The sequence below is a fragment of the Polaromonas sp. OV174 genome (assembly GCF_900112285.1).
Lineage (GTDB): Bacteria > Pseudomonadota > Gammaproteobacteria > Burkholderiales > Burkholderiaceae_C > Polaromonas.
This window is the reverse complement of record NZ_FOKZ01000012.1, coordinates 135,822-152,446: the sequence shown is the minus strand read 5'-3', so window position 1 is coordinate 152,446 and position 16,625 is coordinate 135,822. Positions and strand designations below refer to the sequence as shown.

The 16,625-nt window shown below is 51.6% G+C and carries 15 protein-coding genes and 2 pseudogenes; 3 read left to right on the top strand and 14 right to left on the bottom strand.

Annotated elements, in window-relative coordinates; all coding sequences use genetic code 11:
• Position 1: 1 nt before the first annotated feature.
• The 3 genes and pseudogenes from BM160_RS12665 to BM160_RS12655 all read left to right on the top strand — a co-directional run bounded on the left by BM160_RS12665 (position 2) and on the right by BM160_RS12655 (position 3,859).
• Positions 2 to 1,103, top strand: a pseudogene (locus BM160_RS12665) (IS3 family transposase).
• 337 nt (positions 1,104 to 1,440) lie between these two features.
• Entirely contained in the window at positions 1,441 to 3,129 is a 1,689-nt protein-coding gene (locus tag BM160_RS12660) for a sensor histidine kinase (protein WP_092005797.1), read from the top strand.
• A 13-nt stretch (positions 3,130 to 3,142) separates the two neighbouring features.
• Positions 3,143 to 3,859: a LuxR C-terminal-related transcriptional regulator gene (locus BM160_RS12655; protein ID WP_092005794.1), complete on the top strand. Its 717-nt coding sequence runs from the start codon at positions 3,143 to 3,145 to the stop codon at positions 3,857 to 3,859.
• Positions 3,860 to 3,979: 120 nt separating this feature from the next.
• Here BM160_RS12655 and BM160_RS12650 read toward each other — a convergent pair.
• From BM160_RS12650 to BM160_RS12585, 14 genes and pseudogenes are all read right to left on the bottom strand, one after another.
• Positions 3,980 to 4,919, bottom strand: a pseudogene (locus tag BM160_RS12650) (IS5 family transposase).
• Positions 4,920 to 5,040: 121 nt separating this feature from the next.
• Positions 5,041 to 6,117 (bottom strand): glycosyltransferase family 2 protein, encoded by a 1,077-nt coding sequence (locus BM160_RS12645; protein ID WP_255368863.1) that lies wholly within the window; start codon positions 6,115 to 6,117, stop codon positions 5,041 to 5,043.
• A 1-nt stretch (position 6,118) separates the two neighbouring features.
• Positions 6,119 to 6,523: a GtrA family protein gene (locus BM160_RS23160; RefSeq protein WP_369821784.1), complete on the bottom strand. Its 405-nt coding sequence runs from the start codon at positions 6,521 to 6,523 to the stop codon at positions 6,119 to 6,121.
• A 23-nt stretch (positions 6,524 to 6,546) separates the two neighbouring features.
• Positions 6,547 to 7,335 carry a class I SAM-dependent methyltransferase gene (locus BM160_RS12635; protein WP_177219005.1) on the bottom strand — a complete coding sequence of 263 codons (789 nt, stop codon included), beginning with the start codon at positions 7,333 to 7,335 and terminating at the stop codon, positions 6,547 to 6,549.
• 14 nt (positions 7,336 to 7,349) lie between these two features.
• Entirely contained in the window at positions 7,350 to 8,885 is a 1,536-nt protein-coding gene (locus tag BM160_RS12630; protein ID WP_092005785.1) for a hypothetical protein, read from the bottom strand.
• Positions 8,886 to 9,277: 392 nt separating this feature from the next.
• Positions 9,278 to 10,180 carry a type II secretion system F family protein gene (locus BM160_RS12625; protein WP_092005782.1) on the bottom strand — a complete coding sequence of 301 codons (903 nt, stop codon included), beginning with the start codon at positions 10,178 to 10,180 and terminating at the stop codon, positions 9,278 to 9,280.
• A 12-nt stretch (positions 10,181 to 10,192) separates the two neighbouring features.
• Entirely contained in the window at positions 10,193 to 11,185 is a 993-nt protein-coding gene (locus BM160_RS12620) for a type II secretion system F family protein (RefSeq protein WP_092005779.1), read from the bottom strand.
• 13 nt (positions 11,186 to 11,198) lie between these two features.
• On the bottom strand, positions 11,199 to 12,572 hold the full coding sequence (locus tag BM160_RS12615) for a CpaF family protein (RefSeq protein WP_092005777.1): 1,374 nt from the start codon (positions 12,570 to 12,572) through the stop codon (positions 11,199 to 11,201).
• A 65-nt stretch (positions 12,573 to 12,637) separates the two neighbouring features.
• Entirely contained in the window at positions 12,638 to 13,789 is a 1,152-nt protein-coding gene (locus BM160_RS12610; protein ID WP_092005774.1) for an AAA family ATPase, read from the bottom strand.
• Between the two features lie 16 nt (positions 13,790 to 13,805).
• Positions 13,806 to 14,249 (bottom strand): TadE family protein, encoded by a 444-nt coding sequence (locus BM160_RS12605; RefSeq protein ID WP_092005771.1) that lies wholly within the window; start codon positions 14,247 to 14,249, stop codon positions 13,806 to 13,808.
• Positions 14,246 to 14,674 (bottom strand): TadE/TadG family type IV pilus assembly protein, encoded by a 429-nt coding sequence (locus tag BM160_RS12600; protein WP_092005768.1) that lies wholly within the window; start codon positions 14,672 to 14,674, stop codon positions 14,246 to 14,248. Before BM160_RS12600 ends, BM160_RS12605 begins: the two co-directional genes overlap by 4 nt.
• A 10-nt stretch (positions 14,675 to 14,684) precedes the next feature.
• Complete coding sequence (locus BM160_RS12595; protein WP_092005766.1) at positions 14,685 to 15,974, bottom strand: TadE/TadG family type IV pilus assembly protein; 1,290 nt, start codon at positions 15,972 to 15,974, stop codon at positions 14,685 to 14,687.
• 42 nt (positions 15,975 to 16,016) lie between these two features.
• Positions 16,017 to 16,193, bottom strand: a complete 177-nt coding sequence (locus BM160_RS12590; RefSeq protein ID WP_092005763.1) for a Flp family type IVb pilin — start codon at positions 16,191 to 16,193, stop codon at positions 16,017 to 16,019.
• Positions 16,194 to 16,339: 146 nt separating this feature from the next.
• Positions 16,340 to 16,543: a Flp family type IVb pilin gene (locus BM160_RS12585; protein ID WP_092005760.1), complete on the bottom strand. Its 204-nt coding sequence runs from the start codon at positions 16,541 to 16,543 to the stop codon at positions 16,340 to 16,342.
• Positions 16,544 to 16,625 lie beyond the last annotated feature (82 nt).

Sequence of the window (16,625 nt, the reverse complement as noted above, 5' to 3'; positions counted from 1 at the left end):
CATGAAAAAGAGTCGATTCACAGAAGAGAAAATGGTCACGATCCTGCGTGAAGCGGATCGCACCACGGTGGCCGAAGCCGCCAAGAAACACAAGGTCAGCGAGGCCACCATCTATGCCTGGCGCAAGCACTTCGGACAGATGGAGGCGGCCGATGTCAAACGGCTCAAGACCCTGGAGCTTGAAAACAGCCGTCTCAAGAAGCTGCTGGCGGAAGCGGCGCTGGACATCGAGATCCTCAAGGAGATCAACGCATAAAAATGGTGAGCCCGCAGGGCCGGCGTGAGCAACTGGCCTGCGTGCGCGCACGGGGCTTGAGTCTGCGCCGGGCCTGCGGGCTGATCGGTATGTCGCGTGCCACGCCAAGCTACCAGTTGCGCCTGCCAGCCAAGGATGCCCCGGTGCTCGCGGCGATGAAGGCGCTTTCGGCGCAATATCCCCGCTATGGTTACGCCGTATCCGCGTGTTTCTACGTCGCCAGGGCTTGGAGCTGAGTTGGTCACGCACGCATCGCCTGTGGCGCCAGGCGGGCCTGCTGGTGCCCAGAAAGCGTTCGCGCAAACGCATCTCGTCGGTGCGACCACGCATCCACACGCCGTTCAAAGCCAACATGGTCTGGGCCTATGACTTCGTCTTCGACACCACGGCCAGCGGCCAGCAGATCAAGTGCTTGACGGTCGTGGACGAGTTCACACGGGAATGCCTGGCCATCGATGTGGCTGGGGCCATTCGCTCTACGCGGGTGATCGAGGTGCTTTCGCGGCTCGTCAGCCTGCACGGTGCGCCACTGTTCATGCGTTCGGACAACGGGCCGGAGTTCGTCAGCCAGGCCATCTTGGAGTGGATATCGAGCTGCGGCATCGCCACCGTGCTGAACGACCCCGGCAAACCCAGGCAGAACGGCACCGACGAGAGCTTCAACGGAAAGTTTCGCGACGAGTGCTTGTCGCTGGAGTGGTTCCGCTCACGCCGCGAAGCCGTCGTTCTGATCGAATCCTGGCGCATTCACTACAACGAGCTCCGTCCACACAGCAGTCTGCAATACTTGACCCCGGCGGAGTTCAAGCAGCAACTTCGCCAAGACCTGCAACCTGCCGTCTTCTAGTTATAAATGTCTCGATTAAACCGAGCAGGTCAGGGTCTTTTTGCTCATTTCTTGCTCCAGTCTCGGGAGCCATTCTCTGGCCCGTTCAGGGGGCGAGTGCGCTTATCGACTGTTCAGGTTTTTGGGACCACCTCAGGTGGTCTGAGAGACGACAAGTGGCCGCGAGCGTGTCATACAAGGTTGCCTTGCCTAGCTGGTAACAACCAAGACTCAAGAGGAAATGTGTAACTTGCAATGCCTATCATTGATTGTTCTGCATCCAAGTGTTAAATTTGGTTTCCAGTGATGCAGGAAGTCGGGCGTTTTTTAAACTCATATTTTTGAGTGGCGAGGACACATGCTGATATCTAGTGTTGACAGAAAAGGCGAGTTTTATGCAGGGTTTGCAACGAATTCCGCAGACGCGCAGATGGTTAGCCGGATGCGCATGGTTCTGGCTGTTTCGGTGTTGCTCGCAGTTTTCGTTGACCCGTCAAGTTTGAGCAGTCTTAACGGCTTCACTTGGCTTGTCTTTTTTGGATACCTCTTTCACAGCATCGTTATTTACATTTATTCTTTGCGTGATAAGCCGTTTTCGCAAAGCATTCTGATTCATCGGCTGGATGTACTTTGGTTTGCGTTGATCGTTATTTTTACCGGTGGTGTTGACAGCTTTTTCTTTCTCTTCTTTTTCTTTGCCATTATTACTTCCTCTTTGCGATGGGGGTTCGAAGAGGGGGCTAAAGTGACGATGGCTTCGGTCATATTATTTGCCGCGTTAGGCCTGGCGCTGGAAACGCAAAGCGATTTTTCCCGATTATTGCTGCGCACTACCTTTCTGCTGACTATCGGCTATATGAGTGTGTACTGGGGTGAATCAAAAGTCAGGTTAATGCATCAACTGGCGCTGCTACGTGATGTCAGCCGCTTGTCCAATCCACGATTTGGGGTTGATCACACCATCACCAGTGTGCTGGAACAAACGCGGCAGTTTTTCAAGGCCAGTAGCTGTATTTTGGTCATGCAGGACAAGGAGTCTGGCGCTTATTCCCTGCGTACGATAAAAGACGGCAATACAACATTGTTAATCAGTGCCGACTCAGTGAGTGCAGAAGCAGCCTTGCCCCTCATGGCGGTTGCTCAAGACCATCTCATTGCTTATGCCCGTCCGCTCTGGCCTTTGATGGCATCTTTATTTCAGGAATCCCTGGCTTATGACTGCAGCGCACATAGATGGGAAAAGCAAGAGGGGCCGTCAAGCAAGAATCTGGCCGAGCTTCTGGAGGCTCGTTCCTTCATCAGTGCACCTTTGTCATTAAGGCGGCAACAAGGCCGTATTTATGTTCTCTCACCCAATGAGTCATTCAATAAAGCCGATGCCTTATTTTTAAGCCATATCACGGTGCAGGCTTTTCCTGTTATTGAAAATATTGAGCTTCTCGACCGAATGGCTTCAGAAGCTGCATTGCAGGAACGGCACAAAATATCACTGGATCTTCATGACACGGCCATACAGCCCTATATCGGCTTGAAGCTGGGGTTGGGGGCTGTAAGAAACAAGGCGTCTTTCGACAATCCACTCATCGAGGATATTGATAAACTAACGATGATGGCCGAAAAGGTAATCAATGATTTACGTCGTTTTGCCGTGAATTTTAAAAATGGCCCGGGACAAACAGAACCTGTTCTTCTGGTGGTTTTAAACCAGCAGGCTGCGCAGGTTAGGGAACTCTACGGAATTGACATCGGCATCACCATGGCTGGCGAACTCAAGCTGAGCGATCGCCTAGCCACGGAGGTGTTGCAGCTCGTGCGTGAGGGCTTGAGCAATATCTGCAAACATACCCTTGCGCAAAAGGGCTTTGTGAAAATCCAGTGTTCCAACGAGTCACTCAAGATTCAAATTGAAAATGAATATAAAGGTCTTCAGCCGATAGCTTTCATGCCACGCTCGATGAGTGAACGGGCTGCCGGGCTGGGAGGAACGCTGCGGGTCAATCAGGGACCGGGTGGCAGCACGGTCGTCAATGTCGAAATACCTGTATAAAAAAGGTACTCCCATGAAACAGTCAGAAAAAACGATCCGCGTCATGCTCATAGACGATCACCAGACCATGCTGTGGGGTCTCGTCAAATTGATTGAGAGTGAAAAACCACGAATGGAAGTGGTCGGCACCGCCAGAAGCAGCGAGGAGGCGCTTGAGAAAATCGGATCGCTGTGCCCGGACGTTATTTTGCTGGATCTCGACCTGGGCGGGACAAGCGCTCTCGACATCCTTCCCACCTTGTTGTTGAATCCGGCTTCGCGTGTCCTGGTCTTTACCGGAGAGCGTGACCAGGCGATACTTGATCTGGCGGTTTTTCGGGGCGCTCGCGGGGTTTTACGCAAGGATGCATCAGCGGAGCAGGTACTGAAGGCCATTGAAAAAACAGCCGACGGCGAAATATGGCTTGACCGCGAAACGCTAGGGCGGGTGTTCAGCGAATTCATGAGTCCCAAACCGGCCAGCAAGCTGGACCCTGAGACCGAAAAACTGGCGAGTCTTACCCCCCGGGAGCGAAAAATCATTCATGCCGTTGCCGAAGGCAATGGTGCGCACAACAAGGCGCTGGCCGATCGGCTTTTTATATCCGAGCACACCCTGCGCAATCATTTGACAGCCATTTACCAAAAGCTGGGCGTAAGCAATCGCCTTGAGTTGTATGTCTATGCAGCCAAGCATCAACTGGGAAACTCTGGGGCTATGGATATTTCAGGTGCGCAGGCAGTTTCTTGAAGCTGTCCGGCGACGTTGACGGCACCTCCTCAACAATAACTTCCTGCCTGTCATTCCCGCGAAGGCGGAAATCCAGTCGCATGACGAAGTGCGGTGCTTATTGTGTCAGTTCATAGTTAGTCAGCGCTGAATAATTCCGTTTAACGGTGTAACGGCACAAATATGCAGTTTCTTCAGCATCAGCCGGATGTTGTGGCCCGCGCCGGACAGCACGGCGTGCAGCGCATCGCCGAGCGCGCCCTTGAGCGGGCATCTAGCCAGCCGGCCGTTTTCATGTGGCCAATGGTCGGCTCAATGTAAGCGGCCAGCGAAGGCACCTTGATACGAGGAGATGTCGCAGGCATTGTGTCCACAATGAAAACTGGCAGTTGACCGACTTCGCGGTAAACGCGGCCCACCCGGCTCCTGAGCGCCTTGAGGGCTTTGCGCATGCGTTTGAATTGCCTGGCATGCGTGTAGCGGCCGATCTGCGCAGCCATGCGCGGGGCCTGCCGGTTGTAATTGTGGCGCAATTGCAGATGGTGATCATCAGCCAGCCTGACCAGGTGCTGGCGGCTTTTCTCCAGCAGCCGGCTGTCGGTTGGATGGGCGATGGCCTTGGGCATGACGGTGGTATCGACGATGACTTTGTCCAGGCTGCTTTTTTTGATCAGGCCTGCTGCGCGGGCTGCCTCGATGGTGACGGCGAGCAAGGTTTCCACGTCTTCTTCGCCGATGCGCTTTCACCAGCGCGTCAGGCTGGAGGGGACAATGGGCAGCTCGGTTTGCAGATAGATTTCACCGCAAAAGTGTTGCCAGTAGGGGTTTTCCAGCTAGGTCGCCACCACCGCTTCATCGCTGGCGTCGTTGGCATGCTGCAGATACAGCAGGCCTGCGACCAGGCGAGGGCTCAATGCAGGGCGTCCCCGGCTTGACACGAAGTGGGCACCAAAGCTGCGTTCGATCTCCACCCAGTTCATCAGGTTGGCCAGGCGAATCAAGGGTGGCTCATCTTGATTTGCTCGTCCAGGCGGGGGCGAGGCAACTCGCCGGTCTGTGGCGTGCGCGGTCTGGGTCCCATCAAAAAATAAATGACATTTATTTTCTTGCAAATTCAACCCTCGAAAATCCGTAAATCACCCAGACAGATCAAGGGCTTGGGTGTTTTTCAGCATGGACTAGTTGATATAAGCACGGACTGGTTATCTGAAAATTTCTAAAGATGGCGAAATCGTTTCAGTTTTATCGATCTGATCAAGTAACACGCTTCTGTCACATGCTGCCAATTTGGGACGGGATGAGCCAGGCGCCATCCGACAGGTATTTAAAAAATATAGTGGACGTTTTTTGCTTTCATCGAATATGCGTCCAAGATATTCACCGAGTATACCAATACTAAACAGTTGAATGCCGCCAATAAGTAATATAAAAATTAGCAGGGATGGATACCCAGGTACCGGGTTTCCGTAAATTAGGGTACGCAAAATCATGTAGGTGCCATATAGCAGTGCACCTAATGCACTGATCAAGCCGAGATATGTAGCGATCTTAAGAGGGCCAATGGTAAATGACGTGATTCCTTCCAGAGCCAAATTCCACAATTTCCAATAATTCCATTTGGTAGCACCTGCAAAACGGGGCGCACGTTGGTACGAAACAGCCTTTTGCGGGTAACCTATCCAAGCAAACAGGCCTTTCATGAAACGGTGTTGTTCGCGCAACTGGCTGAGTGCTTCAACAGCGCGCCGACTGAGTAAGCGGTAATCTCCAGTGTCTTCTGGTATTTTTACATGGCTCACTTTTTGGATCAATCGGTAAAACATGAATGCTGTGGCTTTCTTGATCATGCCTTCACCATGGCGGGTGGTACGCTTGGCATACACCACGTCATAGCCTGCTCGCCACTGATGAATAAGTTCGGGGATAAGTTCTGGTGGATCTTGCAGATCAGCATCAATCACAATCACAGCTTCGCCATGGGCATGGTCAAGGCCGGCAGTAAGTGCAATCTCTTTGCCGAAGTTGCGACTTAAATCCACTAGCGTTACCCAATTATAGTGGGTACGGAGAACATTGATAACTTCCAGAGTGCTGTCGGTGCTGCCATCGTTGACGTAAATAACTTGAGTAGACATGTCTAGTGACTCGACCACTGCCGATAAACGTCGATGGAATTCCGGTAGAACTTCCTGTTCGTTATAAACCGGGACGACAACAGAAAGCGTACTCATGCCAAACGAGGATTGGTGGCCAGATTTTGTCATTTCATTAAGAAGCATCTTATTCTCCAAGTGACGAAGCAATCATAGAACCCCGATTGCAACGAAAAACCCAATAGCTACCGAGAAAGAAGTTCCACAATACCACCACGGCAATAGCTACGGCTTGTACCCATAAATAATTGAATTTATAATGTGCGACACCTATGATCATGACTGACCCATTTAGCAAAAACCCCATCGCATTCATGAGTAGAAATCGAGGAAAGGTTTTGTTATGGGGTTTTTTGCTACGAAATGTCCATAAGTAATGCAGCAGATAATTTTCAGCAGCGACGAGAAGAAATGCGATACAACTAGATATAGTTACTGGTACACGAGTAATTTCGACAAGCGACCATAGTGCAGTGTAATAAATTATGGTACCCATAACGCCGACCAGCACGAAGCGGAAAAGCCGCGACATGATAGTTGGAGGCGACATGTTAATTAGTGATTTACCGTATGAGCAATGTAATATTGGGTCCATAATAATCCATCACCTAATTTTCCACGCAACTTCTTTTCTAGCCATTTTTCTAATTTCAATCCTGATTCGCCGGAAAACTCTGCAATTAATGGTAAATAAATACCTGATTTGTGGCGTTCGGAAACAAGAAAGCCAGCGCTATTAAGTTGGTGCTCCACTTCGCGGGAAGTCATTAGATTTATATGGCCTGTCTCTAATATTGGCTCACCGTAAATACGGCGTACGATATTTATTACACCTGGAAGAAATGCGATTTTTGCAGCAAGTTCGAGAGGGCTGTACCGTTGAGGTGTTGATAGAATCAGTATGCCGCCTGGTTTAAGCAAACGCTTCATTCCCAGTATTGCTTCAAATGAATTTTCAATGTGCTCTATAACCTCAGTGCATAGAATTAAGTCGAAACTTTGCGGGGGTAATGCGGATGCAGTTATATCATCTACCACAAGATGAATATTTTGGTGACTTTTCAAGAGGGGCGTGGAATGCTTTAAAAAAGCTACTTCAATATCAGTGGCAAAAACCTCTGCAAACAACTTCGCCAGTACTGGAAGATAAACTCCGGAACCGGGACCAACTTCTAAAGCACGAGTATGTGTCGGTAGGGCATAACGGCGCAATGACTGAAATATCCAGTTGCGTCGAGTGCAGTGTAGCCAGCGTCGTGTCACGTTACTCGATGTATACAAAGTTTCCTGCAGCGCCACCAAATCGGTATCACAAACCATGATTATTCCTTCAGTTTCATCCACTTGAGATATAAGTTTTACTTTCCAAGTCTGGCCAATAGCATTTTTTGTTCTGAGGTGTTGCGCAATAAAACAGAGTGAAACTTGTCAATGTATACCTCTTTGAAGCTTTGTTCCGCCAGTAGTAACTGCCGGATCGGTGCATTTATGTCACAGATGACATAGTCAATGGAAAGTTTGTCGAATTTATCTTTCCACATAGCATTGCCTTGATAGATATCGCTAAAGTCTTTGATAAATTTATCTCCATACACATCAGCGCGTCCGTCAATGAAAACCTTTCTGTCTGGTGCAAGGCGATAAATAAGATAGCCACCATGGGTGTAACTGTTAAACATATTGCCAGTAATTCCATTTAGGACCACGAAATTCGCGGCGTTTACTGGTAGAGTTTCGTTGATTTTTACCTCATCGCTGGCATGGTAGATGGGATAGGCTATAAACAAACTAAAAGCGACTATTAAGAGCACTATCCAATTCAATAAGTATTCCAGCTGACCCAACTCTTTGCTGCCACCAACCCGTTTTTTGTAAAAAGATGCCACTCTTGATCGATGCCAAAGAGAGGAAATTCCAGCTACAGGCCATCGTGATAGCGAAATCGCAATAAAAGAGATTATGGCTAAAGTGGCTAATGGGATATGTCGAATTGATATAAATCCACCGACAATTAAAAACCCTGGAACAAAGATTTCTGTCAAATCTGGCTTAACCTCTGCGTATATGTAGGAAATAAATAATGTGAAAACAAGCATTAAATATATTTTCATGTCAAAATTATGAAAATTTGGACTTTGCCATTCTGATATCTGGCGATTTGCCTCCATGCCTAGGACCTGGAAAGGGTATAGCCAATGGTTTATAAAATCCGGGTTGATAAGGCTTGCTAAGATGATTGCTATTAACGAATAAGTCAATCGAAGTAGTTGCTTTTTTCTTTCATTGTCGCGATCGCTGGAAACCCAGTAGATTGGCAATTCGCAAATAATAAATAAACCGAGAAGCACAATGCCGGTTACATAGCCACCATGGGAATTAACCCAGACCACCATGAGAAGGGGTAGCGTGAACAAATATTTCGTCGTGTTAAAATACTTGTAGCTCAGCAGCACATAAAGAAATATGGCAAAAAAAACATAAGTGACCAACTGCGGCCTTGGTGAAATTCCACCTCCGAATGGTATAAAGGCGAAAAGTAGCATCAGAAACGCAAGTATCGGTGACACTCTAGCTCGTCTCAAGATCGCATAGGTAATTCCGAGCGAGGAAGTCGCAAGAGTTGCGGTAAGCAGCTTTACACCCAAGGGACCCAGCAATGCGTACATGCCATATAACACGAGTTCAAATAACCATTCGTGCAACACCCAAGGTTGGCCAAAGCGGCTGAAGGAAAATATATCGCCGATTGGTAATGTGTGCTTTGTAAATATGTATTCGCCCGCCTTAAGATGCCAGAAATAATCAGGATCTGTTAGCGGTAGAATAAAAATGAATCCCATGAATAATGAGATAAAGATTAGTTTTTTTAAATCAAGATATTTAACTAAAGTCATGAGGAATTTTAACTTTCTTGTACTTTTTGACTATAGTGTGATTGATTTATTTGAGATTTAAATAATTAATTGTAAATCTTGATTGGTACTGTGAAATTCAGGATGAATGACGAAGTGGTTATTTGAGCATCTATTTGAGAAAGATTATTTATAGTGATTTTTCATATCTTTCGTCACTAATATAATATAATTATGACCGTGCCTAAAATATAGCTGAGGTGACGTATGTGATACATTGGATAAACGTACTTTTTCTTTTAGAACATACTGGGCCTTAACTACTTCAATAAGCAGGACTTTTGTAACTGGGTAACCATAGGACCATGGGCCGTTCAGGTGGCCAGAAAACTTCTTAAAGCTGCCCGACGATGTGGACAGGGCCTCATCCGCGCTTATCCCTGACCGCCCAGCATGGGACCTATGGTTCGAATGACCTGAATAGCTGCCGGCCCCATGATGACCATGATGATGGACGGGAAAATACAAACCACCAGGGGGAACAACATTTTTGTCGGCACCTTGGCGGCCAGTTCCTCAGCGCGTACCTGCCGCTTGTGGCGCAGATCATCGGAAAATACCCGCAGAGACTCGCCAATGCTGGTTCCAAACTTGTCTGCCTGCATTAGCATGACGGCGAAAATGCTGATTTCCTCAATACCGGTGCGAAGTGCGAGATTTTGCAAGGATTTTTCCCGGGTGCCGCCGGCCCTCATTTCCAGATTGGTCAGATGCAGCTCTTCGGCCAGGGCAACACTTTTAATCTGGATTTCTTCCGCAACCTTGGTCAGGCCCGCATCCAAGCCCAGACCGGCTTCTACGCAAACCAGCATCAGATCAGCCGCATCAGGAAAGTTTTCGAAAATTTCCTGTTGACGTGACTTGATTTTAAAATGTAGAAAAATATTGGGTAAATAGCAACCCAGCAGGGTTGACAGCATCAGGTAGAACAGAAACGTTGTGCCGTCCATGCTTCTAAGCGCCAGAAACGCCAGGGCTGCAAAGATAACTGGCAGTAAAGTTTTGCAGCCAAAATAAATCAAATACGCATCTTCATGCCGAATTCCTGCATTTAAAAACTTGATCCGTAGTGGCGATTTTTCCCAGTCGCCGGCTGGTAAGGACAGCTTGGCCAGAGGGCCGGCCACTTTGACAAAGGTTTCTGTCCAGCGGGATTTTTCAGTCGGCCCTGCCATGGCTTGCAGACGTTGCTCTGTCTTCGTTGGCGCCAGCCAGAGATAGAGCCCGATCAAGCTGAACGTGACAGAGAAAAAGATAAGGAAAGGAAGTAATGACATGTGCTGTCTCCTCTAGACGTGGATTTTGATTATTTTTCTTAGAATAAAAGTACCAAAAACCATCAGGCCGAGCATGTACTTTATAATTGAAATGCCGATCGGATCATTCCATAAGGGCGCCATGAAATCAGGGTTTACAAGATACATCACGCCTGCCAATGCAAAAGGCATGATTCCCAAAATCCAGGCCGATAAGCGTCCTTCCGAGGACAAAACCCTTACCTTTGAAAGTAGTTTGAGCCGCTCGCGAATCAAGCGGCTCAAATTACTGAGTACTTCGGTCAGATTGCCGCCCGAGTCGCGTTGTATCAATACCGACACGGTGAAATAACGCAGATCGGTCAGGGGGACGCGCACGCTCAGGTTCGTCAGCGACTGCTGCAGCGAGACGCCAAAATTAACTTCATCATGAACGACCCGGAATTCCCCGGCGATGGGTTCCGCCATTTCATCGCCCACCATTTGTAGAGCCGATGAAAAAGCATGCCCGGAGCGCAAGGCGCGGGTGATCAGGTCGAGTGCATCAGGCAATTGCTTTTCGAGCTTGTCCAAGCGGCGGGCTCTTTTATGGCTGACATACAACAAGGGGGCGCCTGCAAAGATGGCTGCCACCACCGCGCCCAGCAAGAGTGACTGGTGCGCGACATAAACCATCAGCATGAAGCTGATGGCGCCCAGTGCCGCGCAGGTCAGTAGAAGCCTTGATACCGTCCAGCTGAGCCCTGCCTGGAAGATGAACCTGCCCAGTCCTTCCGCTCGGGCCATGCCCAGCAGGAAGCGCTCGATGAGGGGCACGTCACTGAGCATTCCCCGTTTCAGCAGTTGCGCCTGTTGGGTGTGATCCGAGGATGCCGAAAGTGCTTGCAGGCGCTTTTCAATTTTCTTGGCCTCGGGTCCCTTGTACGACTTCCAGAGCAGGTAAGCCCCTTCGAGCAGCAGCAGCACCGCCACGAAAACAAGCACCGATATCAGCAGGAAGGCGTTGCCGCCCAAGGTTTGCAGCATGGTCGCTCTCCTTTTATTCGTAATGTTTCGAAGGGTCGAACATGGCATCAGGCAACACCACCCCAAACGAGCGCAGGCGTTCGGTGAATTTGGGCCGCACGCCCGTCGCCTGGAAATGGCCTTGCACCTCGCCATCGGGGCCAATGCCGGTTTGCCTGAAAGTGAAGATTTCCTGCATGGTGATGACCTCGCCTTCCATGCCGGTGATCTCCTGAATGCTGGTGATCTTGCGTTTTCCGTCAATCAGCCGAAGCCCCTGGATCACCACTGTAATAGCCGAGGCAATCTGCTGCCGGGCGGCCTTGTGCGGCAAGTTGAGATTGGCCATGCCGATCATGTTTTCAAGCCGCGACAAGGCATCGCGCGGCGTGTTGGCATGAATGGTGGTGAGCGACCCTTCATGGCCGGTATTCATGGCCTGCAGCATGTCAACCGCTTCAGCGCCGCGAACCTCGCCAATCACGATACGGTCAGGCCGCATCCGGAGTGCGTTGCGCACCAGGGCGCGTTGGGTAATTTCACCCTTGCCTTCAATATTGACGGGCCGGGTTTCCATGCGCACCACATGCGGCTGCTGCATCTGTAGCTCGGCCGCATCTTCGATGGTGACGATGCGCTCTGATTCGGGGATGTAGCCCGACAGAATGTTGAGCAAGGTTGTTTTGCCGGCACCCGTTCCGCCAGAAATGATCATGTTGACTTTGGCTTTGCACAGGCCTTCCAGCATGAAGGCCATCTCTGGCGTCAAGCTCTTGAGTTCCGTCACCAAGTTTTCCATTCGCAGGGGAATATGCGCAAACCGGCGGATCGACATCATGGGCCCGTCAAGCGCCACGGGCGGAATCACCGCATTGACGCGCGAGCCATCCGGCAGCCTGGCATCCACCATCGGGCTGGACTCATCAATGCGCCGGCCAACGAGCGACACGATCTTGTCAATGATGCGCAGCAGATGCTTTTCATCGGTAAAGGTGACGTTGGTCAGCTCCAGCTTGCCCTTGCGTTCCACATAAATCTGCTGGTAGGAGTTCACCAGAATGTCTGACACCGTGGGGTCGGCCATCAACAGTTCAAGCGGCCCGAAGCCGAGCATTTCATGCTGGATATCGCGGATCAGCGTGCGTCGCTCAATGTCGTTGATGGCGGCCTGTTCCTCCAGCAGCAGACGTTCCACCATGGTGGCAATTTCCTGGCGCAGCAGGGCGGGGGACAAACTTTCCAGCGCCGCCAGGTCAAACTTGTCGAGCAGCTTGAGGTGCATCCGGCCCTTCAATGCCTTGTAGGCCTCGCTGGCAACCTGGCCCTGATTCGCATCATTGACGGCGTGAAGCGGTCGCTGCGCCAGGGGCTCCACGGCGACGGCATTGAGTTTGTCCCGGAATGACATTTTCAGGCTCCTTCAGATGGAAAAAGAAACAAGGGCTGGTAACACTCATCTGGAAATCGGGCGCTTCACGCCCGCCGAAACAGACGATCCAGCAAGCTGCGGCTGTCTTCCTGCTTCGGGCTTAGCGACAAGGCAAACTCAGCCAGATTTTTGGTGACTGCATTGGAACGGGTCACTTCGGCCAGGGCATCGCCCTGATTGATCGACGCATTGACCTCTTTGTACGAATTGGGCACGGTGCGCAGGCTGGCCATGCCCAGCGAACGCTGAATGTCATCCAGACTGATATCGCCCCCTTTTTCGAAGCGGTTGACGATCATCTCGATCTTGTCCGCCGGGTAGCCGAGTGACTTGAAGACGGCCAGGAGCTTGCCCGCATGTCGAATCCCGGGCAGCCCGGCCTGCAACACTGGAAAGATTCGATAAGCACGGTCCAGGGCCTTGATGGCCAGTGTGTCCAGGGTTCGGCTCATGTCCAGCAGCACAAAGTCATACTGGGTCACCGCCAGGCCGAGGATGGCATCGATATGCTCGGGCTTGATCTCCATCGCTTTCGTCAGGTCTTCAGGCGCCGCCAGAATGCTGTAGTTGGCGGAAACTTTGACGGTGCTGGCGGAAAGGAAGGACGCATCCAGACGACTGATGTCATGCGCCACATCGGCCAGCGTGGAAGCCGGCTCGCCGTCATGCACGAACGACAGGGCATCACCAAACTGCAGGTTCAGATCCATCAGCAGCACCGACTTTGTTTCCGCCAGCTGGTAGCCAAGATTGGTCGCTATAAAGGTTGCACCACTGCCGCCTTTGCAGGGCATGAAGGCCAGTATCTTGCCGGTGCCTTTGTTTTTTGCGCTTGTCAGCTTGGCCGCAATGCGGCTGACCGCTGCTTGCAGCGCCTCCGCGCTCACGGGCGATGGCAGAACTTCACGCACACCGGTCCGCATCGAGTTGATCAGGAACTCCGGTGACTGGGTTGCGCAGAGCAGAATGACCGCGATTTTGGGATGGTGGGTGGTGACATATTCGACCTGAAGCAGTTCGTTCGGGTCGCAGCACATGCCATCCACCAGCATCAGGTCCGGCTGCTCCTGTTCGGCCACCGCGCGCATCCGGCTTTTCCCGCCATCAATGAGCGTGACAGTGTGCGACTGCGCTTGAAGCACCTTGCTCATGTCTTGCAGGTGATTCTTGTTGGGGGAGATGAGGGCGATTTTCATTTTATTTACCTGTTGGTTATATGCAGATGGCGTCGCTGTTCGGGTCTTTCCGCATGACTTCCCGCGTCAGGAAGGTGGAAAAAGAAGGCATCCGGATGGCTGACAGCTTCGCAATTCCTGCGATGGGGGAAATCCACTGGTAATCGAGATTGGTAATGGTCAGGGTGACGCCTTCGCAAGTGGACGTATCGCAACCTGCAGGGATCCAGGCGAGGTTGATGGTCTGGATCTGCGGCAATAGCGCCTGCATTTTTAAGAGAACCTGAGCTGAATTTCCGGTGTCATCGCAAACCACCGCGTACCGAGCTCCCGCTCTGGTCGCTTCGTTCGCCGCATTCCAGGTGTAGAGCATGCGGCTGAAGTCCATGATTCCCAGCAAGAACGTCAGGAAAATGAGCAGCACCAGCGCGAACTCGACTGCGGTGGCGCCCGATTGCGGTGATTTGAGCGCGGGTCTCATAGATAGCTCCTCATGGTGGCGGTGATGTTGGAGAACGTGATGGAGCCGAAGGGGATGCCAAAGACACTGGGAAACAGTGAATTGAAGGTGTAGCCCTGGATTCGCACGGTGACGGTGTTGATCACCGGATTGGTTCCGGCGGTCTGCCAGGTCGGATCCGGCACATGCGAGGTAGTGAGCCCCAGGGCCAGTGGCGTTCCGGTGCCTGCCAGATTGCCGTAAACCAACAGGTTGCGGGCCTCGGGAATCTTTGTACCGGGGGTCTGGAGCGACAGGTAGCGGGCGGCATCCCGCACGGACTTGGTCAGCGTGTCGTACTGGTACATTGCCCGGCCAAACTCGGTGGTGATCATAGACAGTAGCAGCAGGAAGGGCAGGATCAGTGCGAATTCCACCAGTGCCACGCCTTTTTGTCGTTTATTCATGGTCTTTCTCCTATCGGACCAGAGCCGGCACCAGCGGCCCGGCCGCACCGCCGGGCATGCCGCTGAAGCTGCAGGGGCTTGTCGGACTACCCGCGTTTCCAATGAACTCAAGCTTCACGTCAGCCATCGGAATGCTCAGCGGCTGCAGCATGAGCATGCACATGAAGTCGATGACTTTATTGGCGTTGTCGGTGACCGGCACCGTGACGATGCGTCGGTTGCTTCCCCAGGCGCCGTGGCTTGCGGGGCCGTTTCCGGAAGCGGCCAGATCCTTGAAGCTGTTCAGGCTGATGCCATTGATCGACTCGCAGCTGTTCGCGCCCTTGATATTGCCATTGGGTGCGCAGGCTCCGAAATTCGCCCGTTTGGTCACGAAGTTCTGGGCCGTTGCATGGGCACCGGGATCACTCCCGTTGTAGGCGTTGAACTTGCTTGGCCAGTTGGCAGCGGTGTACGAGTAACCGGTGAAATCCGGACGCATGTAGCGTGGATCCGTGCTGAAATCAGGTAGCTTCTTGTAGATGCCAAAACGGTAGTTCCAGTCTTCCGCAATCGTCGTTTGCGTCCCTGGCGTGCCTAGTATGTCGTTGACGCGGGTTCCGCATTTGCCATTCATTTCCGCCCTTGTCTCCGACGCACTGTTTGAGCCATCCAGGTTGGCCCAGCCGATGTAACCCCCAGGGGTCGCGCCCTGACTTGTCAGTACGGTGACCCATTCTCCGGGAGTCAACCCGTAGTTCGGGCCCGGGCAGGGGCCGCCACAGGTGGTTTTGGGCTTGAGGGCCACCGGTATTGGGCAGGTGGTCTGGCCGTGTGCGCGCGTAGCGACGGCACTGGCCATCACGTTGCGGGTACTGGGGAAATCGGTGGTGTTGCCGGAGAAGGCGCCCATGGCCTGCATTAGCCACATCTGCACGGCGGGCTGGACATGCTGACACTGCACGTACTGGGAAACCGTGGGGTCTGCCGTGGTCACGTAGGCCGGATTCTTGAAAGTGATTTCGGCGCTCACCAGCTGGCCCTTCCCGCTCCAGGTCGCAGACTGGAAATTAACGCGGTTCAGGTTGCCGGCGGTCAGGCCGGCACTTTTGGCTCGGTCGATTGCCGAAGGCTGCAAGTCGAGTTCCTGGGCCGCAGCGAGCGCACAACTGTCCATGGCTGTTTGCAGCTCCGTCTTCACAATGAACAGGCGGCCAAAGTCCAGCGCAATTCCCATGAACCCAAGCAGGAACAGGAGGACCAGTGCCACGGTGATGATGACCGCCCCCTGCTGGTGATGACGAGTGGCAAGATTGCGCATGAGAATGCCTCCTCTTGGCGCTATTGAAAAACGGCCATAAAACTAAACACATGGCCCAGTTGTCAGGCATGTGGCGACACGGCCGATGAAGTTCCCAAAGCTGGCGGCCAGGGTCGAAGACTGAAGTGCCAGAACGAGGCCAATCGAGACCACGGCAATAATCAATGCATACTCAATGACCTGGGCAACATCTTCTTCTTTTAGAAACTGGGGAAACATGATAATTTTCTTTATGAAGTCAAAATCCCATAATCCGAATTTGAGCTGTGCTGGGTTAAATAATTAGGGGGGTTGTGAGGGGTGGACAAGTGGATTCACGACCGTTCACGATTGTGATTCCACTGTCGTCTTACTATGCTCCGTGGTCAGACGCAAGCAGCTGTTGTCAAGCAATTAGTTACACGGCCGATAAAGGTCGTAAAGCTGCCGCCACCGAGTGCTTGAAGTGCAAGAACCAAAGCAATCGACACGACGGCAATGATGAGCGCGTACTCGACAACCTGAGCGCCTTCCTCGTCTTTGGCAAAGGAACGAATAGAGTTATTGACTTGAGTGAGAAATTTGTTCATTTTGTTTGCCCCTGATAAAGTTAATTAAATAATAAAAAAATTTACTAAACCAATTGCTTTTTAACTCATTGCATAGACTTGA

What these genes read in the sequence shown, in the direction of transcription:
- BM160_RS12615 (WP_092005777.1), bottom strand. Translation starts at nt 12,572, where the DNA reads ATGTCATTCCGGGACAAACTCAATGCCGTCGCCGTGGAGCCCCTGGCG.
- BM160_RS12595 (WP_092005766.1), bottom strand. Translation starts at nt 15,974, where the DNA reads ATGCGCAATCTTGCCACTCGTCATCACCAGCAGGGGGCGGTCATCATC.
- BM160_RS12620 (WP_092005779.1), bottom strand. Translation starts at nt 11,185, where the DNA reads ATGCTGCAAACCTTGGGCGGCAACGCCTTCCTGCTGATATCGGTGCTT.
- BM160_RS12645 (WP_255368863.1), bottom strand. Translation starts at nt 6,117, where the DNA reads ATGCTTCTTAATGAAATGACAAAATCTGGCCACCAATCCTCGTTTGGC.
- BM160_RS12590 (WP_092005763.1), bottom strand. Translation starts at nt 16,193, where the DNA reads ATGTTTCCCCAGTTTCTAAAAGAAGAAGATGTTGCCCAGGTCATTGAG.
- BM160_RS12660 (WP_092005797.1), top strand. Translation starts at nt 1,441, where the DNA reads ATGCTGATATCTAGTGTTGACAGAAAAGGCGAGTTTTATGCAGGGTTT.
- BM160_RS12655 (WP_092005794.1), top strand. Translation starts at nt 3,143, where the DNA reads ATGAAACAGTCAGAAAAAACGATCCGCGTCATGCTCATAGACGATCAC.
- BM160_RS12625 (WP_092005782.1), bottom strand. Translation starts at nt 10,180, where the DNA reads ATGTCATTACTTCCTTTCCTTATCTTTTTCTCTGTCACGTTCAGCTTG.
- BM160_RS12630 (WP_092005785.1), bottom strand. Translation starts at nt 8,885, where the DNA reads ATGACTTTAGTTAAATATCTTGATTTAAAAAAACTAATCTTTATCTCA.
- BM160_RS12610 (WP_092005774.1), bottom strand. Translation starts at nt 13,789, where the DNA reads ATGAAAATCGCCCTCATCTCCCCCAACAAGAATCACCTGCAAGACATG.
- BM160_RS12605 (WP_092005771.1), bottom strand. Translation starts at nt 14,249, where the DNA reads ATGAGACCCGCGCTCAAATCACCGCAATCGGGCGCCACCGCAGTCGAG.
- BM160_RS23160 (WP_369821784.1), bottom strand. Translation starts at nt 6,523, where the DNA reads ATGTCGCGGCTTTTCCGCTTCGTGCTGGTCGGCGTTATGGGTACCATA.
- BM160_RS12585 (WP_092005760.1), bottom strand. Translation starts at nt 16,543, where the DNA reads ATGAACAAATTTCTCACTCAAGTCAATAACTCTATTCGTTCCTTTGCC.
- BM160_RS12600 (WP_092005768.1), bottom strand. Translation starts at nt 14,674, where the DNA reads ATGAATAAACGACAAAAAGGCGTGGCACTGGTGGAATTCGCACTGATC.